This window comes from Streptomyces sp. NPDC007863, assembly GCF_040633895.1.
Classification (GTDB): domain Bacteria; phylum Actinomycetota; class Actinomycetes; order Streptomycetales; family Streptomycetaceae; genus Streptomyces.
Map to the genome: position 1 here is coordinate 130,742 of NZ_JBEYEI010000004.1, position 18,953 is coordinate 149,694.

An 18,953-nucleotide genomic window follows, 5' to 3' on the forward strand; every position below is an offset into this window, starting at 1 on the left:
TCGAATACATGGCCAAGACATCGATTCCGGTGTGAGTTTGCTCACCAACGGGTGGATTTTCCGGGCATTGCGGACGCGCATGTCAGGTTACGGAAAGGGACATTCCGCCACTGAAGCAGCTATTCCGCCCCTGATCATCGCGACTGGGACACACGGGGATGCCGGACCTTTGGCAGGGAAAAGTCCGAATCCTCCGCGATCATCTTCTACGCGCCGTGACCTGCCGCGCACGGTTGGTCATCCCCCCTGCGGTACAGACCGCAGCCCTTGTTGGAGTTCCGGCACTGTGCTGGAATTCCACGCACCGCCGCGGGTTCGAAGCCGGCACGCAGGGGCGCAACGCAGCGCCGGCCGAGTGGTGGGAAAGGGGGATCTGCGCCGGTCACCGACGACCACCTGGGGCGCACCGATGCGTCCCGACGACGCCGACACCGTCCGCTCCGGTTCCACCCGGAAGGACGCCTGGTCCAGAGGTTGCGACGCTAGTGCAGGGACGTTTCAAGAGGGATGGCACGGGCTCTGCCCAGGCCCGCAAGGGCCGCGCGGAGGCTCCGTCGGAGCAGGAACCGCGTGCCGGGACCGACCGCGGTCCCGCGGCCCCGCACCCCACCCAGCAGGCGCCCGGCGCGGGCGGCCAGAGCAGGCCCCAGGGCAAGACCCAGGGCAAGGGCAAGGGCAAGGGGACGCGGCCGAACGGCGAGTCCGGCGAACAGTCCGGCGCGCCCGCCGCCGCGCGCGGCGACAAGGGCGCCACGCCCGCGACGCCCGAGAACGCGGCCGGCCCCCGAATAGCCCTGCGGAACTGGCGCATCTCCACCCGCCTCGTGGCCCTGCTGACCCTCCCCGTGGTCGCGGCCACCAGCCTCGGCGGCATCCGCATCAGCGAGTCGCTCCAGGACATGCAGCAGCTCGACCACATGCAGCTGCTCACCAAGCTCACCCGTGAGGCGACCGCGCTCGCGCAGGCCCTCCAGGCCGAGCGCGACCTCTCCGCGGGCCCGCTCGCCAACGGCCGTCCGGTCAGCGACTACCAGGTCGCCAACCCGCGACGCCGCACGGACCGCTCCTACGACGCCTTCCTCGACGCCACCCGGGCCATCCCGAACAGCGAGGACGACGAGGCGCTGCAGAGCATCCGCTCCAACGTCGGCACCATCGCCGCGCAGGTCATCGACCTCCACAACATCCGGACGAACGCCTACCAGAAGGGCGTCCAGCACTCGGTGACGGTCGAGGCGTACAGCCGCCTCATCCGCTCGCTGCTCAGCCTCTCGCAGGACATGGCGCAGGCGACCAGCAACCCCGAGATGATCAAGCGGACCCGCGCGCTCGCCGCGTTCTCGTCCGCCAAGGAGTACGCCTCCATCCAGCAGGCGATCATCGCGGGCGCCCTGCCGGCCAGCGACAAGACCGCCGGCCGGATCCAGCCCGGTGACCGCCTCTACGGCGAGGCCGCGCTCAAGAGTGAGAACAACGCCTTCAAGACGTTCACGGCGATCTACGAGGGGACCGGCGGCGACGCCACCGACCTCACCGACTCGCTGCACTCGGGCAACCCCACGATCCTGGACGCCGAGAAGTACGCCGAGCGCGTCCTCGCCTCCGACGGCGCCATGCCCGGCGGCGTGCGCCGCGGTTACCTCAACTTCACCGACGAGTACGAGACGAAGATCGCGGCCATGGGCCGCATCGAGAACCAGCTCCTCGGCGACATGGAGACGATGGCCCGTGAGCTGCGCCAGGAGTCGCAGCGCGAGGCCATCATCAACGGTGCGCTGATCCTGCTCGTCCTCGGCGTCTCGCTCATCGGCGCCTTCGTCGTGGCCCGCTCCATGATCCGCTCGCTGCGCCGGCTCCAGGACACCGCCACCAAGGTCGCCCAGGAACGCCTGCCCGAGCTGGTCAAGCAGCTCTCCGAGTCCGACCCGCAGGACGTCGACACCTCCGTCGAGTCCGTCGGTGTGCACTCCCGGGACGAGATCGGCCAGGTGGCCGCGGCCTTCGACGACGTGCACCGCGAGGCCGTCCGCCTCGCCGCCGAGCAGGCCCTCCTCCGGGGCAACGTCAACGCGATGTTCACCAACCTCTCGCGCCGTTCGCAGGGCCTCATCCAGCGCCAGCTCTCGCTCATCTCCGAGCTGGAGTCCCGCGAGGCCGACCCGGACCAGCTCTCCTCGCTGTTCAAGCTCGACCACCTCGCGACCCGTATGCGCCGGAACGGCGAGAACCTCCTCGTCCTCGCCGGCGAGGAGCCGGGCCGCCGCTGGACCCGCCCGGTCCCGCTGGTCGACGTCCTGCGTGCCGCCGCCTCCGAGGTGGAGCAGTACGAGCGCATCGAACTGGCCGCGGTCCCGGCGACGGACGTCGCCGGCCGGGTCGTCAACGACCTCGTGCACCTCCTCGCCGAGCTGCTGGAGAACGCCACCTCGTTCTCCTCCCCGCAGACCAAGGTCCGGGTCACCGGTCACGCGCTGCCCGACGGCCGCGTGCTCGTCGAGATCCACGACACCGGCATCGGCCTCTCCCCCGAGGACCTCGCCGCGATCAACGAGCGGCTCGCCTCGCCGCCCACCGTGGACGTCTCCGTCTCCCGCCGCATGGGCCTCTTCGTGGTCGGCCGCCTGTCCCTGCGACACGGCATCCGCATCCAGCTGCGCCCGTCCGACTCGGGCGGCACCACCGCGCTCGTCATGCTCCCGGTCGACGTGGCCCAGGGCGGCCGCAAGCCGGCCCCCAAGTCCGGCCCCGGCTCCCAGGGCGCGGCCCCGCAGGGCGGCAACGCCCCCGGCGGCCGTCTCCCCGGCGGCCCCGGCGCGGCCGGCGGTCCCGGCGCGCTCGGCGGCCCCGCCGGCGGACCCGGCGCCGGACGTCCGGGTCTCGGCGGCCCCTCGGCCCCGGCCGGCCGGCTCGGCGCGGGCCCCGGTGCCGCGCGTCCCCAGGTCGGCCCGGCCGGCGGACCGCGCACCGCGCTGCCCGCCCGGGACGGCGCGCCGCAGGCCCCGGCCCCGCAGCAGCCCCAGCCGGCCAACGCCCAGCTGGATCAGACCGGTCAGCTGCCGCAGCTCCCCCAGCCGGCGCAGCCCGGCCCGGGCGCGGGTCTCATCGGCGGCGCGGCCAGCGCCATCCCGTCCCGCACGGACGTGTGGGGCGGCAGCCCGCGCACCCCGCAGGCACCCCAGGCGCCGCAGCAGCAGGACCCGAACGGCTTCCCGCGCGCCGAGCTGCCCGGCGGCAACCCGCAGCCGCAGCGCCCGCAGGGTGCGAGCTGGGGCAGCGACCCGGCCCAGCAGCCGGTGCGCCGCCCGCAGCAGGACATGACGCCGCTGGACGCCCCGCGCGGCCACGACGACATGGAGACCACGGGTTCGTTCGCCGCGCCCGGCGCCCCGCAGGGCCCCGGTTCCACGGGCCAGTTCCCGCGGCCGGACTTCAACGCCCCGCAGGCGCCCATGGCTCCGCAGGTCCCGCAGTTCCAGGACCCGGCGTCCACCGCGGCCTTCGCCCGCCCGGACTTCGAGGCGCCGCAGGCTCCCCAGGCCCCGCAGTACCAGGCCCAGCCGCCGTACGGCAGCCAGCCCTTCGTACCGCAGGCTCCGCAGGTACCCCAGGCCCCGCAGGTCCCGCAGGCTCCCCAGATGCCGCAGAACCTGCAGGCCCCGCAGCCCCCGGCCCCGCGGCAGCGCACCGGCGACGACTTCGGCGGCGGCCGGCCCGGCCTCCCGCAGACGGGTCACCCGCAGCAGGGCTTCGCGCAGGCCGGTCCGCAGCAGGCCGCCCCGCAGGCGCCCCAGCCGCGTCAGCCGCAGCCGGGTCAGCCGCAGCTCGGCCGGCCGCGTCGTCCGGAGGCCCTGCCGCCGGCGCCGGCCGCGGGCGACGGGCGCACCCCGCTCTACGACACGCTGGAGACCAACTGGTTCCAGCAGGAGCAGGGCCAGCAGCAGGCCCAGCCGCAGCAGCCGCAGGCGCACGAGGTCGACCGGACCATGCAGACCCCGGTCGTCCAGCAGCCCGCCCCGGCGGCGCAGCGCCCGGCCCCCGGCCAGGCTCCCGACGGCGGACGGCCTGCCACCTGGCGGCCCTCGCCCAACGACGACCTGGTGCGCCAGGCCGAGCGGGCGCGCAAGCCGTCCGCCGGCGGGGTCACCACCTCCGGTCTTCCGCGCCGTGTGCCGAAGGCCAACCTCGTACCCGGGACCGCACAGGAGCAGGCCCACACGGCCGGCCCCCAGGTCTCGCGTGCACCCGACGACGTCCGCGGCCGACTCACCAACCTGCGCCGCGGTATCCAGCAGGGCCGTCAGGCGGGCAACTCGACCACGGGTAGCTTCCACCTCGGTCCGAACCACCAGCAGGAGCGATAGTTGAGCGCGATGAGCCAGGCGGCGCAGAACCTGAACTGGTTGATCACCAACTTCGTGGACAACACCCCCGGGGTGTCCCACACGGTGGTGGTCTCCGCCGACGGCCTGCTGCTGGCCATGTCCGAAGGATTCCCCCGTGACCGTGCCGACCAGCTGGCGGCGGTCGCGTCCGGGCTCACCTCGCTGACCGCGGGCGCCTCCCGGATCTTCGAGGGCGGTCCCGTGGCACAGACCGTGGTGGAGATGGAGCGCGGCTTCCTCTTCCTCATGTCGGTCTCGGACGGCTCCTCGCTCGCCGTGCTCGCGCACCCGGAGTGCGACATCGGCCTCGTGGGCTACGAGATGGCGCTGCTGGTCGACCGGGCCGGCAGCGTCCTCACCCCGGATCTCCGCGCGGAGCTCCAGGGCAGCCTGCTGCACTAGCGGTCCCCACCCGCTCGCGGCACCTGTCCCACCCCCTCGTCGGGGCGGTACGCCCCCCACACGTACCGCCCCCGGCACCGTTCATCGTCCGGCCGCCCCATCCGGCCCCCCACCGGCCCCATCAGACGGCAGAAGGCTTGCTGTCACGCCCGGAGGATTCATGACCCCGCCCCCCGCCTCTCACGATCCGTACGGTGGCTCGTCGCTGGACGACCCGTACGGTCATGAGGGCGACCAGCCGCTGGTCCGTCCGTACGCGATGACCGGCGGCCGGACCCGGCCGCGCTACCAGCTCGCCATCGAGGCGCTGGTCAGCACCACGGCCGACCCGGCGCACCTCGCCACGCTCCTGCCCGAGCACCAGCGCATCTGCCACCTGTGCCGTGAGGTCAAGTCGGTGGCCGAGGTGTCCGCCCTGCTGTCGATGCCGCTCGGTGTCGCCCGGATCCTCGTGGCCGACCTGGCCGAGGCGGGCATGGTGGCCATCCACCAGCCGGGCAACGGAGAAGCCGGCGGCACGCCGGACGTGACACTGCTCGAAAGGGTGCTCAGTGGACTTCGCAAGCTCTAACGGCGGCGCGGCGAGATCGACCACCAGCGCGAAGATCGTGGTGGCCGGTGGCTTCGGCGTGGGCAAGACCACGTTCGTGGGCGCCGTCTCGGAGATCAACCCGCTGCGCACCGAGGCCGTGATGACCGCGGCCTCCGCCGGGATCGACGACCTCACGCACACCGGCGGGAAGACCACCACCACGGTGGCGATGGACTTCGGCCGCATCACGCTGGACCAGGACCTGATCCTGTACCTGTTCGGCACCCCCGGCCAGGACCGCTTCTGGTTCATGTGGGACGACCTGGTCCGCGGCGCCATCGGCGCCGTCGTCCTCGTCGACACCCGCCGCCTCGCCGACTGCTTCCCGGCCGTCGACTACTTCGAGAACTCCGGCCTCCCCTTCGTCATCGCCCTCAACGGCTTCGACGGCGCCCAGCCGTACCAGCCCGAGGAGGTCCGCGAGGCGCTGCAGATCGGTCCGGACACCCCGATCATCACCACCGACGCCCGCCACCGCGCGGACGCCAAGAGCGCGCTCATCACCCTCGTCGAGCACGCCCTCATGGCCCGTCTCAAGTAGGTTTTGAGCCAGGGCAGTTGTCATATGCCGCCGTCCGGGGCCGGCCCGAGTCGATCTGTGGCCTTCGACACGGCCCGCCCCGGGCTTCATAACATTTCGACAGAGAATTCGGGCGCCTCGGACACCCGACGCATCCGATCCGTGTCGCTGCGCTCACGTGAGCCCCGCCTTTTGGCGGGGCTCGTTCTTTATGCCCGTTTTATGTGAGGCGTCGGCCACGGCAAGCCGTCCCGTCCCACTGTTTGGAAGGGACCCCCTTCACGTGCTGCAATTCATGAACTCCCGAGTAGTACGGCCCTGAACGAAACACCGGCACGACGTAGGTGCCGACGCGGAGAGGTTGTTGGTCGAGTGAGGCGAAGCATGGATGGCTCCGCGGAGCAGGAGGCGCGGGGCAACTTCACCCCGCCGTCGCGCAGCGCGCTGTCGCCCGCGGACGTACCGGTGACTCCCGCGCCCGCGCCCGCCCCTCAGGGCAGCTCCAGCAAGCTGTCCCCGCGCAACTGGCGGGTGCCCACCCGGCTGAACGCCATCCTCCTCATACCCGTGCTCGTCGGCCTCGTCATGGGCGGCTTCCAGGTCAAGGGGTCGATCGACACCTGGCAGGAGGCGCAGGACGCCGAGAAGACGGCGCTCATCGTGCGCGCCGCCTCGGAGTACTCCACCGCCCTCCTCAACGAGCGCGACCTGACGGCCGTCCCGCTGCTCTCCGGCAAGGACCGGGCCTCCGAGGAGATCACCCAGGCCCACGCGGCCACCGACGCGGCCCGCGCCACGTTCGACGAGGCCGTCCGGAACATGCCCTCGGGCCAGGGCCTGGAGCGCCGTCTGCAGGCGTTCAAGAACGAGGAGCCCAAGCTCGCGGCCCTCCGCAAGGCCGCCTACACGGCCGCGCTCGACCCGGTGAACACCCAGCTCGGCTACACCGGCGTGCAGCACTACCTCATGGAGTTCTCCAACGAGCTCGGCCTGGGCACCGGCAACATCACCAGCTACGGCCGGACCGTCTACGCGATCCAGCTGGCCAAGGCCGCCGGCTCGCTCCAGCGCTCCATCGGCACCCAGCTGCTCGTCCGGCCCAGCGCCAAGGACGCGGTCTTCGCCCAGCAGTCGGTCGCCTTCAACTCGTACAACTACCTGGAGCAGATCGCCCTCGGCGAGTACAACTCCGGTGGCACGGCCGAGGACGTCGAGCGCCTGAAGAAGGTCATGGCGGGCAAGGCCGCCGAGGGCGAGCGGAAGATGCAGGCCGCCGACATCACCCTGCCCAAGGGCAAGGACGGCTCGGTCTACTCCGGCGTCGCCACCGCGATCGGCTCCGCCGAGGACGCGGACGCGATCAAGGCCCTCGCGGCCAAGAAGATCAACGCCGAGACCTGGATGGCGATCGCCACCGCCAAGTTCGACGGCTACAGCGAGGTCGAGAAGACCCTCGTCGACAAGGCCGTGGCCGAGGCCACCGCCATCTCCGACGAGGCCAAGACCGACGCCTGGGTCACCGGCGCCATCGTCGTCGTCGCCCTGCTCGCCGCCTTCATCCTCGCCGGGATGATGGCCCGCCAGATGAGCCGCTCGATGCGCGAGCTGCGCACCGCCGCCTTCGGCATCGCCGAGCAGCGCCTGCCGATGCTGGTCGACCAGCTCTCCCGTACCGAGCCCGGCCGGGTCGACACCCGGGTGCAGCCCATCCCGATCGACTCCCAGGACGAGATCGGCGAGGTCGCCCGCGCCTTCGACCAGGTCCACCGCGAGGCCGTGCGGCTCGCCGCCGAGCAGGCCATGCTCCGCGGCAACGTCAACGCGATCTTCACCAACCTGTCGCGCCGCAACCAGTCGCTGATCGAGGGCCAGCTGACCCTCATCACCGACCTGGAGAACAACGAGGCCGACCCGGACCAGCTGGAGAACCTCTTCAAGCTGGACCACCTCGCGACCCGTATGCGCCGCAACGGCGAGAACCTCCTCGTCCTCGCCGGCGAGGAGCCGGGCCGCCGCTGGGACCAGCCGGTCCCCCTCGTCGACGTGCTCCGCGCCGCCTCCTCCGAGGTGGAGCAGTACGAGCGCATCGAGATCGCCGGCGTGCCGGAGGCCGAGATCCACGGCCAGGCCGTGACCGACCTCGTGCACCTGCTCGCCGAGCTCCTGGAGAACGCCACCACGTTCTCCTCCCCGCAGACCAAGGTCCGCGTGACCGCGACCCGTCTCCCCGACGGCCGCGTGATGGTCGAGATCCACGACAAGGGCATCGGCCTCACCGCCGAGGACTTCGCGGACATCAACCACAAGCTGGCGAACCCGCCCACCGTGGACGCGGCCGTCTCCCAGCGCATGGGCCTCTTCGTGGTCGGCCGGCTCTCCGACCGGCACGGCATCCGCGTCCAGCTCCGCCCCTCGGGCGAGCAGGCCGGCACCACCTCGCTGGTCATGCTGCCGGACGCGATCACGCACGGTGGCGGTGGCGAGCAGCCGGTCCAGGACGACTTCACGGTCTCCCAGATCATCCCGCACCAGCAGCAGGGCGCCTTCGAGGCCGTCCAGCCGGCCCCGATGCGCACCGCCGCCGAGCTCGGCTTCGACGACTCGCGCTACGAGCAGCAGGGCGAAGGCCAGCAGCTCGACCCGGTCAACCGCTCGCTGATGCGCGAGGAGCGCCGCGCGGCCCTGGAGGCCCAGGTGCACGTCGCCGACTCCGCGGCGTACGAGGAGCCCGAGCAGGGCCAGGCGTACGGCGCCGAGTACGGCCAGGAGCAGGGCTACGGCCAGGAGTACGCCCAGGGATACGAGCAGGGCCAGGGGTACGCCCCCGAGTACGGCCAGGAGCAGGCTTACGAGCAGCAGCCGCAGAACGGCTACGGCTATGCCCCGCAGCAGGGCTACGAGGAGTACGCCCCGCAGGGCGAGGCGTACCCGCAGCAGGCGTATGCGGAAGCGGCGTACGGCTCCCAGGAGCCGGCCCAGGGCGGTTACGAGCAGGCGTTCGAACCCCAGTCCCACCAGGGCGAGTGGCCGGAGCAGAGCTCCTACCAGGGCGCTTTCGACCAGGGTTACCGTCCGGAATCGGAATCTTCGCAGCGCGCTCCCGAACAGGGCGCCGAGCGCGTAGGCTTCGACCGTCCGGCCCCGGCTCCCAGTCCCGCTCCGGACACCGGCCACGGACTGACCGACGCCGGTCTGCCGCGCCGTGGCGGTGGCGCCCCGCAGGCGCCCCAGGCGCAGCGGCCCGTACCGCCGGCCCAGCCCGACCGGCCGGTGGGGCAGGACGAGCAGAACCAGAACGATGCCTCCGACGAATGGCGTTCGGCCAATGACGAGCGCTGGGAGCAGGCCAAGAAGCTCCGCGAGCCGAAGGCGGGCGGGGTCACCTCCTCCGGCCTCCCCCGGCGCGTCCCCAAGGCCAACCTGGTCGAGGGCACGGCGGAGCAGACGCCGCAGGGCGGCCCCCAGGTCTCCCGGGCACCCGAGGACGTGCGGGGCAGGTTGAGCAACCTGCGCCGCGGGGTCCAGCAGGGCCGCACCGCGGGATCGGACACGAACGGATCGGGCTTCGGCCCGGGCAGTACCTACGACCAGGAGCGTTAGTGTGAGCGCGATGAGCCAGGCGGCGCAGAATCTGAACTGGTTGATCACCAACTTCGTGGACAACACCCCCGGGGTGTCCCACACGGTGGTGGTCTCCGCCGACGGACTCCTGCTGGCCATGTCCGAGGGGTTCCCCCGGGACCGTGCCGACCAGCTGGCGGCGGTGGCCTCCGGGCTGACCTCGCTGACGGCGGGCGCGTCCCGGATCTTCGAGGGCGGCGCGGTCAACCAGACCGTGGTGGAGATGGAGCGGGGCTTCCTCTTCATCATGTCGGTCTCGGACGGTTCCTCGCTGGCCGTCCTCGCCCACCCGGAGTCCGACATCGGTCTCGTGGGCTACGAGATGGCCCTCCTCGTGGACCGGGCGGGCTCCGTCCTCACCCCGGACCTGCGGGCGGAGCTCCAGGGAAGTCTTCTCAACTAACAGACACACAGTGCGTTTCACGTCACCGCACCGTTAGGGTGCGGTGACGCGGCTCCAAGGGACATGGACCGCGAGGCAGTCGGAGGAGGAGACGTGGGAACACCCCCGGGGGCGAACCCCTATAACGGTTTCGACGCGCATCAGGCGCCGTTGGGCGACACCGCGCAGAACCGGTACAACTTCCCTTCCGCACCCAGCAGACAGGGTGTCCCCCAGTCCTACGGGCAGCAGCAGGCACAGCCGGTGCCCCCGCGCGCGGCGGGCTCCTCCGCCTCCGGCGGCGGGCACAACCCGCTCGTGCGTCCGTACGCGATGACCGGCGGCCGGACCCGGCCGCGCTACCAGCTCGCCATCGAGGCGCTGGTCAGCACCACGGCCGATCCGGCCAGGCTGCAGGGGCAGTTGCCCGAGCACCAGCGGATCTGCCGGCTGTGCTTCGAGATCAAGTCGGTCGCCGAGATCTCGGCCCTCCTCTCCATTCCCCTCGGCGTTGCCCGGATCCTCGTCGCCGACCTGGCCGAGGCCGGACTTGTCGCCATTCACCAGCCCGGCGGCGACGAGGCCGCCGGCGGTCAGCCAGACGTGACACTGCTCGAAAGGGTGCTCAGTGGACTTCGCAAGCTCTAGCGGCGGCGCGGCCCGTTCAACCACCAGCGCGAAGATCGTGGTGGCGGGTGGCTTCGGCGTGGGCAAGACCACGTTCGTCGGCGCCGTCTCGGAGATCAACCCGCTGCGTACCGAGGCCGTCATGACGTCCGCGTCCGCGGGCATCGACGACCTCACCCACACCGGCGACAAGACGACGACGACTGTCGCCATGGACTTCGGCCGCATCACGCTGGACCAGGACCTGATCCTGTACCTGTTCGGCACCCCCGGCCAGGACCGCTTCTGGTTCATGTGGGACGACCTGGTCCGCGGCGCCATCGGCGCCGTCGTCCTCGTCGACACCCGCCGCCTCGCCGACTGCTTCCCCGCCGTCGACTACTTCGAGAACTCCGGCCTCCCCTTCGTCATCGCCCTCAACGGCTTCGACGGGAACCAGCCGTACCAGCCCGAGGAGGTCCGCGAGGCCCTCCAGATCGGCCCGGACACCCCGATCATCACCACCGACGCCCGCCACCGCGCGGACGCCAAGAGCGCGCTCATCACCCTCGTCGAGCACGCCCTCATGGCCCGCCTGCGGTAACCGTCCCGACGGCGCGTCGGCACGACACCACGCGAAAGGGCCCCCGCTCCTCGAAGGAGCGGGGGCCCTTTGGCGTGTGTCCGGGGCGTCAGCGCCAGCTGTGCGGGGCGCGGAAGCCGTTCTCGCGCTCCAGGCGGCGCCAGCCGGCGGTGGTGCGGCCGTGGCCGTCGGAGGCGGGCTCGGGGTGGGTGGCGGCGCGGGCGAGGAGGACCGCGGTGATGGCGGCGAGTTCCTCGGGGTCGGCGTGGCCCTTCTCGACGCGGAGAAGGTTGGCAGGGGTGCTCACGTGGATGACTCCTCTGACGAGTCTTACTGAGGCGGGTTGCCGTGCTTGCGGGACGGCAGGTCGGCGTGCTTGGTGCGGAGCATGGCGAGGGACCGGATGAGCACCTGGCGGGTGTCGGCGGGGTCGATGACGTCGTCGACCAGGCCGCGCTCCGCCGCGTAGTACGGGTGCATCAGCTCGGCCTTGTACTCCTTGACCATGCGGGTGCGCATGGCCTCGGGGTCCTCGGCCTCCGCGATCTGCTTGCGGAAGATCACGTTGGCGGCGCCCTCGGCGCCCATGACCGCGATTTCGTTGGTGGGCCAGGCGTACGTCAGGTCGGCGCCGATCGACTGGGAGTCCATGACGATGTACGCGCCGCCGTACGCCTTGCGCAGGATCAGCGAGATCCGGGGCACGGTCGCGTTGCAGTACGCGTACAGCAGCTTGGCGCCGTGCCGGATGATTCCACCGTGCTCCTGGTCGACGCCGGGCAGGAAGCCGGGTACGTCCAGAAGGGTGACGATCGGGATGTTGAACGCGTCGCACATCTGCACGAAGCGGGCGGCCTTCTCCGAGGCCTCGATGTCGAGGACGCCGGCGAGGGACTGCGGCTGGTTGGCGACGATGCCGACGACCTGGCCGTCGAGGCGGGCCATCGCGCAGATGATGTTGCGGGCCCAGCGCTCGTGGATCTCCAGGAAGTCGCCGTCGTCGACGAGCTCCTCGATGACCTTGTGCATGTCGTACGGGCGGTTGCCGTCGGCGGGCACCAGGTCGAGCAGGACGTCGGAGCGGCGGTCGGCCGGGTCCTCGGAGGGGACGGTCGGCGGGTTCTCGCGGTTGTTCTGCGGGAGCATCGACAGGAGGTAGCGGACCTCCGCGATGCAGGTCTCCTCGTCGTCGTACGCGAAGTGCGCGACGCCGGAGGTCTCGGCGTGGACGTCGGCGCCGCCGAGGCCGTTCTGGGTGATCTCCTCGCCGGTGACCGCCTTGACGACGTCCGGGCCGGTGATGAACATCTGGGAGGTCTCGCGGACCATGAACACGAAGTCGGTGAGGGCGGGGCTGTAGGCGGCGCCGCCGGCGCACGGGCCGAGCATCACCGAGATCTGCGGGATGACGCCGGAGGCCTTGGTGTTGCGCTGGAAGATGCCGCCGTAGCCGGCGAGGGCGGAGACGCCCTCCTGGATGCGGGCGCCGGCGCCGTCGTTCAGGGAGACCAGGGGCGCGCCGGCCGCGATGGCCATGTCCATGATCTTGTGGATCTTCGTGGCGTGGGCCTCGCCGAGGGCGCCGCCGAAGATGCGGAAGTCGTGGGCGTAGACGAAGACCGTGCGGCCCTCGACCGTGCCCCAGCCGGTGATGACGCCGTCGGTGTACGGCTTCTTCGCCTCCAGGCCGAAGCCCTGCGCGCGGTGCCGGCGCAGCTGCTCGACCTCGTTGAAGGACCCCGCGTCCAGGAGCAGCTCGATGCGCTCGCGCGCGGTCAGCTTGCCCTTCGCGTGCTGGGCCGCGGTCGCGCGCTCGCTGGGGCCGGCCAGCGCCTGCTCGCGCAGCACGTGCAGTTCGGCGACGCGGCCACGTGCGTCGGTGGGCTCGCTCGGGATCTCGTCGACAAGGGTCATGTACCGACCCTACGAACTCGACCAAGGAAACCCCGCCGTCGACTCCGTACAGTCTCGCGTGTCGATTCCTGGCGGGGACGGACAGAACCGTGGGGCCACCGGAGCGAGTCCACAGCCCTGGGGCCCCTTTGTTTGTGGGGAGTGCACAAAAGAAGAGCGCGGGCCTCCGGGTTTCCGGGGGCCCGCGCTCGGTGGCGGCGCGTGGTTCAGCAGCCGCCGCAGTTGTAGAAGGTCACGTCCCAGTGGTTGCCCTCGTCGGCGTAGACGTTGCCCGCGCCGGAGCGCCACTGCGGGGCGCCGTCCCCGCGCGGGCCGATGTAGGTGAACGTGTTCTTGATGTAGTTCCCGACGCACGTGTACTTGCTGAAGTCCAGCTTGTAGCCGTTCCAGTGCGAGTAGGTGCCGCTCGCGTGGCCGGTCTCGGTGCCGCCGGTGATGTTGAGGGCGCAGCCGCTGGCGCTCTTGAGGGTCTGGGCGCCCTGGGCGGTGGCGAGGTTCAGCTGCTCGAACGAGGTGCAGGTGGAGTTGTACCGGTCGGAGCAGCCACCGGAGGACGACCAGGTGATGCCCGCGTTGCGGAACATCGAGGTCGCGGTGGCGTGGCTGATCTTGGTGACGGCGTGGGCCTCGCCGCCGGAGGTGAGGGCGCCGAAGCCGGGGGCGAAGAGGGCGCCGAGGACGAGCGCCAGGGCGGTGAGGACGGAGCGGAGCTTCACGGGGGATGCCTCCTGCTGGTGACCGTGACGGGCGGGGACGGCTGTGCAGGTGGTGCTGCGCGCACGGGGATGATGCCGCAGTTCTACGCGCGTCCGCCAGAGGGCGTCGGGGCCCGGCATGGGCCGTCCGGGGGAAGCTCCGCGAGAAAGGTTGAATGTTGTACGGAATGGGGTTACAGTCGTTCTCGTTGAAGGTTCAACAAACACCCCCACCAAGGAGCACGTCATGGGCATCTTCGGCCGCAAGAACACCTCGTCCGCCGTCGCCACCACCCCCCGCCCGGTGGACCCGGCCCTCGCCGCCCTGACCGGCGACTACACGATCGACGCCGCCCACAGCAGCATCGGCTTCACCGTCCGCCACGCCATGGTGACCAACGTGCGCGGCTCCTTCGGCGAGCACGAGGGCAGCCTGACGCTGAACGGCAGCGACCCGTCCGCCTCCAGCGCCGCCATCGACGTCAGGATCGCCTCCATCGACACCGGCATCGGCGACCGCGACGACCACCTGCGCGGCGGCGACTTCTTCGACGCCGAGCAGTTCCCGCTCATGACCTTCCGCTCCACCGAGGCGGCCCACCTGGGCGGCGACACGTACCGGATCACCGGCGACCTGACCATCAAGGACGTCACCAAGCCGCTCTCCATCGACCTGGAGTTCAACGGCACCGCCACCGACCCGTACGGCAACGAGCGCGTCGGCTTCGAGGGCTCCGCCGAGATCCTCCGCTCCGCGTGGGGCCTGACCTGGAACGCGGCCCTGGAGACCGGCGGCGTCATGGTCAGCGACAAGGTCAAGCTGAACTTCGACATCTCCGCGATCAAGAACGCCGCCTGACCTCCCCGCCCCCGGGCCCGCCCGGCCCCGGGCCCCGTGTGACACGAGCGCGCCCGCCCTCCGCGACGATGCGGACGGCGGGCGCTCGGCGTCTCCCGGTCCGGCCGGCCGCTCGCGCAGGGGCGTTGTCAGTGGCGGTCGTTAGCGTCGGGCGCATGGAAATCCGTATCGACAGCGCCGTGTTGACCGATGCCGTCGCGTGGGCCGCGCGCGTGCTGCCCGCCCGTTCCCCGATGCCCGTGCTCGGCGGACTCCTCCTGGAGGCCGGGGAGGACGGCACGCTGAGCGTCTCCGGGCTCGACCACGAGGCCTCCGCGCGCGTGGCGGTCGAGGCCGAGACCGTGGTGGCGGGGCGCGCCCTGGTGCTCGGCCGGCGGCTGCTCGACATCTGCAAGGTGCTGCCGCCGGGGCGGATCGCGCTCGCCGTGGAGGAGGCCCGGCTCTCGGTCGGCGCGGGCGACGTCCGCTTCGGCCTCTCGCTGCTGCCGCTCGACTCCTATCCGGCCGCCCCGGCGCTGCCGCCGGTGCTCGGCGAGGTCGACGGCGGCGCCTTCGCGGAGGCGGTCGGCCAGGTCACGGCGGCGGCCGGCCGGGACGACTCGCTCCCGGTCCTCACCGGGATACGCCTCGCCCTGGACGGGGCCGTGATGACGCTGGCCGCCACGGACCGCTACCGGTACGCGGTCCGCGCCCTGGAGTGGCACCCGGCCGCCGGGTTCGCGGACCCCGCCGACGTGGTCGTCCCGGCCCGCCGCCTGGCCGAGACCGCCCGCTCCTTCGCGGGCGCCGGGCGGGCCAGGATCGGGCTCGACGCGCACTCCATCGGCTTCGAGCACGCCGGCCGGCGCACCACCGCCCGGCTGTTCGACGGCCGGCTCCCCCGCCACGACAAGCTCTTCGCCCTCGGCGACCACGCCGTCGCGGTCACCGGGCGGGCCGCCCTGGTGGAGGCCGTGAAGCGGGTCGCGGTGGTCGCCGAGGGCGACAGCCCGGTCCAGCTCGCCTTCGAGGGGACGTCGCTCCGGCTGCGCGCGGGGTACGAGGACGACGTGGCCTCCCAGCTGCTGCCGGCCGCGCTCGACGGCGCCGGGGCGATGACGGTCGCCTTCAACCCCGGCTATCTGCTCGACGCCCTGACCCGCTTCACCGCCGAGGAGGTACGGCTCCACCTGCTCGGCCCCGGCCAGCGCGCCCTGCTCGCCGACGGCGCCGACGGCAGCCACCGGCACCTGCTGATGTCGGTGAAACCGCTGGTCTGACGCGGTCCGGGCTCAGAAGCCGCCGCCGCCGAAGTCGCCGCCGCCACCGAAGTCGCCGAAGCCGCCACCGCCTCCGCCGTCCCCGCCGCCGAAGTCGCTGCCGCCGAAGTCACCGGAGGAGATGTCGCCGCCGCCGAAGTCGCCGCCGCCGTACTCCGCCGCGTACGCGGGGCTGGAGAGGGCGGAGCCGAGCATGGTGCCGACGAGGAGGCCGGGGAGGAGGCCGCCGCCGAAGTAGCCGCCCGCCCAGGGGCCGTAGGCCGGGCCGGCCTCCCAGTAGGGGCGGCGGCCGCCGTCGGTCTCGACGGTGCGGGCCCGGGGGTCCTGACCGTCGTCCAGGCGGGCCGCGTCGGCGGCGCAGACCGGGACCTCGCGGGAGGCGCCGCCGGCCGGGGTCCAGGTGCGGTCCTCGGTGGACGGGCCGTGGCGCGGGTCGAAGAAGCACGGGGGCCGGCGCTCGGGCAGCGGCCGGGAGGCGCGGCGGGCGTCGAGCACGGCCAGGGAGTAGCGCCCGTCCTCCAGGGCCTGGGTGACGCCGCGCACCTCGTGGGGGTGCGTCACCGCGCCCATCCGCGTCTTCGCCCGGTCGTAGGAGTCGAGGGCCTGTTCGTAGTCGGCGCGCATCGCCTCGTCGGCGCCCGCCTCGGCGGGGTGGAAGTCGAGCCGTTCCAGCTCCTCGCCGAAGGCGGTGATGTCCTCGTCGACGACGACCCGCAGCCGCTCCAGGGCGGCCCGCTCCTCGGCCTCCTTCCGCTTCCGCCGGCCGCGCACCACGGCGAAGGCGGCGGTGCCGCCGGCGGCGGCGACCGCGCCCAGGGTGACGAGGCCGGCGACCGGGACGCCGGAGTCCTCCGCGGCGCCGCCGGGCCAGGCGGCGGGCGCGGAGCCGCGCATCGCGGGCAGGGCCTGGTCGGCGAAGGCGTTCAGTTCGGTGGCGGCGTCGGCGCCGGGCCGGTCGGCGACCTCGACCATGTTGTCCACGGCGGCCGCCGACAGGATCCGGGTGTCGGCCTTGGCGGCGAACTCGTCGCCGAGCCGGACGGCGTACACGCCGGCGAGGCCGGTCTGCTCGCGCAGGTTCTCGATGAGCCCGTTCGGCGGGTACTCCGCGCCCTCCGGGAGGACGGCGACGAAGAGCGGCTTGTCCGCGGACTCGATCCTCTCCGCCAGGGCGGCCGCGTCGGCCGCCGAGAGCTCTCCTGCGGCGCCCGGGTCCACGTAGACCGGGCCCTGTCTGAGCGCGGCGGCCGCGTCCGGGACGCCCGTGGCCCTGGCGCCCGCCGACGCGGGGGCCAGGGCCAGAAGCAGCAGGAGGATCAGCCCGGCGAGGGCCGACCACACCGAAATCGCCCTGGTCCTCATGGTTCGAAATTACCCGAATGGGTGCGAACTAGACATACCGGGCGGAAATCGGTTACTCGGCGGGGTCGACCCCCGCCCGCAGCAGCCCGTAGGTGAAGGCGTCCTCGATGGCCTGCCAGGAGGCCGCGATGACGTTCTCGCCGACGCCGACCGTGGACCACTCGGTGTTGCCGTCGCTGGTCGTGACGAGGACGCGGGTGGTGGACTCGGTGCCGTGCCGGCCTTCGAGGATGCGGACCTTGTAGTCGACCAGCTCGAACTTGGCGAGCTGCGGGTAGATCCGCTCCAGGGCGACCCGCAGGGCGCGGTCGAGGGCGTTGACCGGGCCGTTGCCCTCGGCGGTGGCGAGCATCCGCTCGCCCTTGGCCCAGAGCTTGACCGTGGCCTCGTTGGCGTGGGTGCCGTCGGGGCGGTTCTCGGTGATCGCCCGCCAGGACTCGGTGCGGAAGTAGCGGCGGGCCCGGCCCTCGGCCTCGGAGCGCAGCAGCAGCTCGAAGGAGGCGTCGGCGGCCTCGTACGTGTAGCCCCGGAGCTCGCGCTCCTTGACCCGCTCGACGACCCGGGCGACGAGCGCGCGGTCGCCGCCGAGGTCGACGCCGAGCTCCTTGCCCTTGAGCTCGATGGAGGCCCGGCCGGCCATGTCGGAGACGAGCATCCGCATGGTGTTGCCGACCAGCTCGGGGTCGATGTGCTGGTAGAGGTCGGGGTCGACCTTGATGGCCGAGGCGTGCAGGCCGGCCTTGTGGGCGAAGGCGGAGACGCCGACGTACGGCTGGTGGGTGGAGGGGGTGAGGTTGACGACCTCGGCGATGGCGTGCGAGATGCGGGTCATCTCGGCGAGCGCGCCCTCGGGCAGCACCCGCTTGTCGTACTTGAGCTCCAGGGCCGCGACGACGGGGAAGAGGTTGGCGTTGCCGACCCGCTCGCCGTAGCCGTTGGCGGTGCACTGGACGTGGGTGGCGCCCGCGTCGACGGCGGCGAGGGTGTTGGCGACGGCGCAGCCGGTGTCGTCCTGGGCGTGGATGCCGAGCCGGGCGCCGGTGTCGGCGAGGACGGTGGAGACCACGGCCTGGACCTGGGCGGGGAGCATGCCGCCGTTGGTGTCGCAGAGGATGACGACGTCGGCCCCGGCCTCGTGCGCGGCGCTGACCACGGCCTTGGCGTAGTCGGGGTTCGCCTTGTAGCCGTCGAAGAAGTGCTCCATGTCGACGAAGACGCGGCGGCCCTGGGCGACCAGGTGGGAGACGGTGTCCCGGACCATCTCCAGGTTCTCGTCGAGGGTGGTGCGCAGGGCCAGTTCGACGTGCCGGTCGTGGGACTTGGCGACCAGGGTGATCACCGGGGCGCCGGAGTCCAGGAGCGCCTTGACCTGCGGGTCCTCGGCGGCGCTGCCGCCGGCCCGGCGGGTGGCGCCGAAGGCGACGAGCTGCGCGTGCCGGAAGTCGATCTCCTGGCGGGCGCGGGCGAAGAACTCGGTGTCGCGCGGGTTGGCGCCGGGCCAGCCGCCCTCGATGAAGCCCACGCCGAACTCGTCGAGGTGCCGGGCGATGGTCAGCTTGTCCGCGACGGTGAGGTTGATGCCCTCGCGCTGCGCTCCGTCGCGCAGCGTGGTGTCGAAGACATGGAAACTGTCGTCGAGGCGCGAGCCCTCGGCGTTCTCCGTGGTCATGGCTCTGATGGCTCCTGTCGGATGTGGCTCCGGAAGGTATGGATCCACTTGCCCCCATTCTCACGCGCCGACCGTCTCCGGCGCGGGTGGGGCCGGAAAACGAAAAA

The 18,953-nt window shown here is 72.1% G+C and carries 15 protein-coding genes; 10 read left to right on the top strand and 5 right to left on the bottom strand.

Features of this window, described 5'->3' with window-relative positions:
* Window positions 1-485: 485 nt before the first annotated feature.
* From ABZ621_RS07920 to ABZ621_RS07955, 8 genes are all read left to right on the top strand, one after another.
* Complete coding sequence (locus ABZ621_RS07920) at window positions 486-4,361, top strand: nitrate- and nitrite sensing domain-containing protein (protein ID WP_360601819.1); 3,876 nt, start codon at window positions 486-488, stop codon at window positions 4,359-4,361.
* Window positions 4,362-4,370: 9 nt separating this feature from the next.
* Window positions 4,371-4,784, top strand: coding sequence for a roadblock/LC7 domain-containing protein (locus tag ABZ621_RS07925; RefSeq protein ID WP_030496942.1), 414 nt, complete (start codon window positions 4,371-4,373; stop codon window positions 4,782-4,784).
* A 160-nt stretch (window positions 4,785-4,944) separates the two neighbouring features.
* A complete protein-coding gene (locus tag ABZ621_RS07930; protein ID WP_031013914.1) occupies window positions 4,945-5,355 on the top strand; it encodes a DUF742 domain-containing protein in 411 nt (136 codons plus the stop codon).
* Entirely contained in the window at window positions 5,336-5,917 is a 582-nt protein-coding gene (locus ABZ621_RS07935; protein WP_360601821.1) for an ATP/GTP-binding protein, read from the top strand. Before ABZ621_RS07930 ends, ABZ621_RS07935 begins: the two co-directional genes overlap by 20 nt.
* A 351-nt stretch (window positions 5,918-6,268) precedes the next feature.
* Window positions 6,269-9,496 carry a nitrate- and nitrite sensing domain-containing protein gene (locus tag ABZ621_RS07940; protein ID WP_360601823.1) on the top strand — a complete coding sequence of 1,076 codons (3,228 nt, stop codon included), beginning with the start codon at window positions 6,269-6,271 and terminating at the stop codon, window positions 9,494-9,496.
* Window positions 9,497-9,506: 10 nt separating this feature from the next.
* Window positions 9,507-9,920 (top strand): roadblock/LC7 domain-containing protein, encoded by a 414-nt coding sequence (locus tag ABZ621_RS07945; RefSeq protein ID WP_030496939.1) that lies wholly within the window; start codon window positions 9,507-9,509, stop codon window positions 9,918-9,920.
* A gap of 93 nt (window positions 9,921-10,013) precedes the next feature.
* Entirely contained in the window at window positions 10,014-10,547 is a 534-nt protein-coding gene (locus tag ABZ621_RS07950; RefSeq protein WP_360601825.1) for a DUF742 domain-containing protein, read from the top strand.
* Window positions 10,528-11,109, top strand: coding sequence for an ATP/GTP-binding protein (locus ABZ621_RS07955; RefSeq protein WP_015036414.1), 582 nt, complete (start codon window positions 10,528-10,530; stop codon window positions 11,107-11,109). Before ABZ621_RS07950 ends, ABZ621_RS07955 begins: the two co-directional genes overlap by 20 nt.
* Before the next feature lie 88 nt (window positions 11,110-11,197).
* Here ABZ621_RS07955 and ABZ621_RS07960 read toward each other — a convergent pair whose 3' ends face one another.
* From ABZ621_RS07960 to ABZ621_RS07970, 3 genes are all read right to left on the bottom strand, one after another.
* Entirely contained in the window at window positions 11,198-11,395 is a 198-nt protein-coding gene (locus ABZ621_RS07960; RefSeq protein WP_360601827.1) for an acyl-CoA carboxylase subunit epsilon, read from the bottom strand.
* 23 nt (window positions 11,396-11,418) lie between these two features.
* On the bottom strand, window positions 11,419-13,002 hold the full coding sequence (locus ABZ621_RS07965; RefSeq protein ID WP_360601829.1) for an acyl-CoA carboxylase subunit beta: 1,584 nt from the start codon (window positions 13,000-13,002) through the stop codon (window positions 11,419-11,421).
* Between the two features lie 206 nt (window positions 13,003-13,208).
* Window positions 13,209-13,718, bottom strand: a complete 510-nt coding sequence (locus ABZ621_RS07970) for a hypothetical protein (RefSeq protein ID WP_360601831.1) — start codon at window positions 13,716-13,718, stop codon at window positions 13,209-13,211.
* 226 nt (window positions 13,719-13,944) lie between these two features.
* Here ABZ621_RS07970 and ABZ621_RS07975 point away from each other — a divergent pair, with 226 nt between their 5' ends.
* Window positions 13,945-14,556 (top strand): YceI family protein, encoded by a 612-nt coding sequence (locus ABZ621_RS07975; protein WP_360601833.1) that lies wholly within the window; start codon window positions 13,945-13,947, stop codon window positions 14,554-14,556.
* Window positions 14,557-14,711: 155 nt separating this feature from the next.
* Window positions 14,712-15,815, top strand: coding sequence for a DNA polymerase III subunit beta (gene dnaN, locus ABZ621_RS07980; protein ID WP_360601835.1), 1,104 nt, complete (start codon window positions 14,712-14,714; stop codon window positions 15,813-15,815).
* Window positions 15,816-15,827: 12 nt separating this feature from the next.
* Here dnaN and ABZ621_RS07985 read toward each other — a convergent pair whose 3' ends face one another.
* Complete coding sequence (locus ABZ621_RS07985; RefSeq protein ID WP_360601837.1) at window positions 15,828-17,177, bottom strand: hypothetical protein; 1,350 nt, start codon at window positions 17,175-17,177, stop codon at window positions 15,828-15,830.
* A 52-nt stretch (window positions 17,178-17,229) separates the two neighbouring features.
* The gene (cimA, locus tag ABZ621_RS07990; RefSeq protein ID WP_360601839.1) at window positions 17,230-18,846 is read right to left on the bottom strand and encodes a citramalate synthase; all 1,617 of its coding nucleotides are present in this window, start codon (window positions 18,844-18,846) and stop codon (window positions 17,230-17,232) included.
* Between the last annotated feature and the right edge of the window lie 107 nt (window positions 18,847-18,953).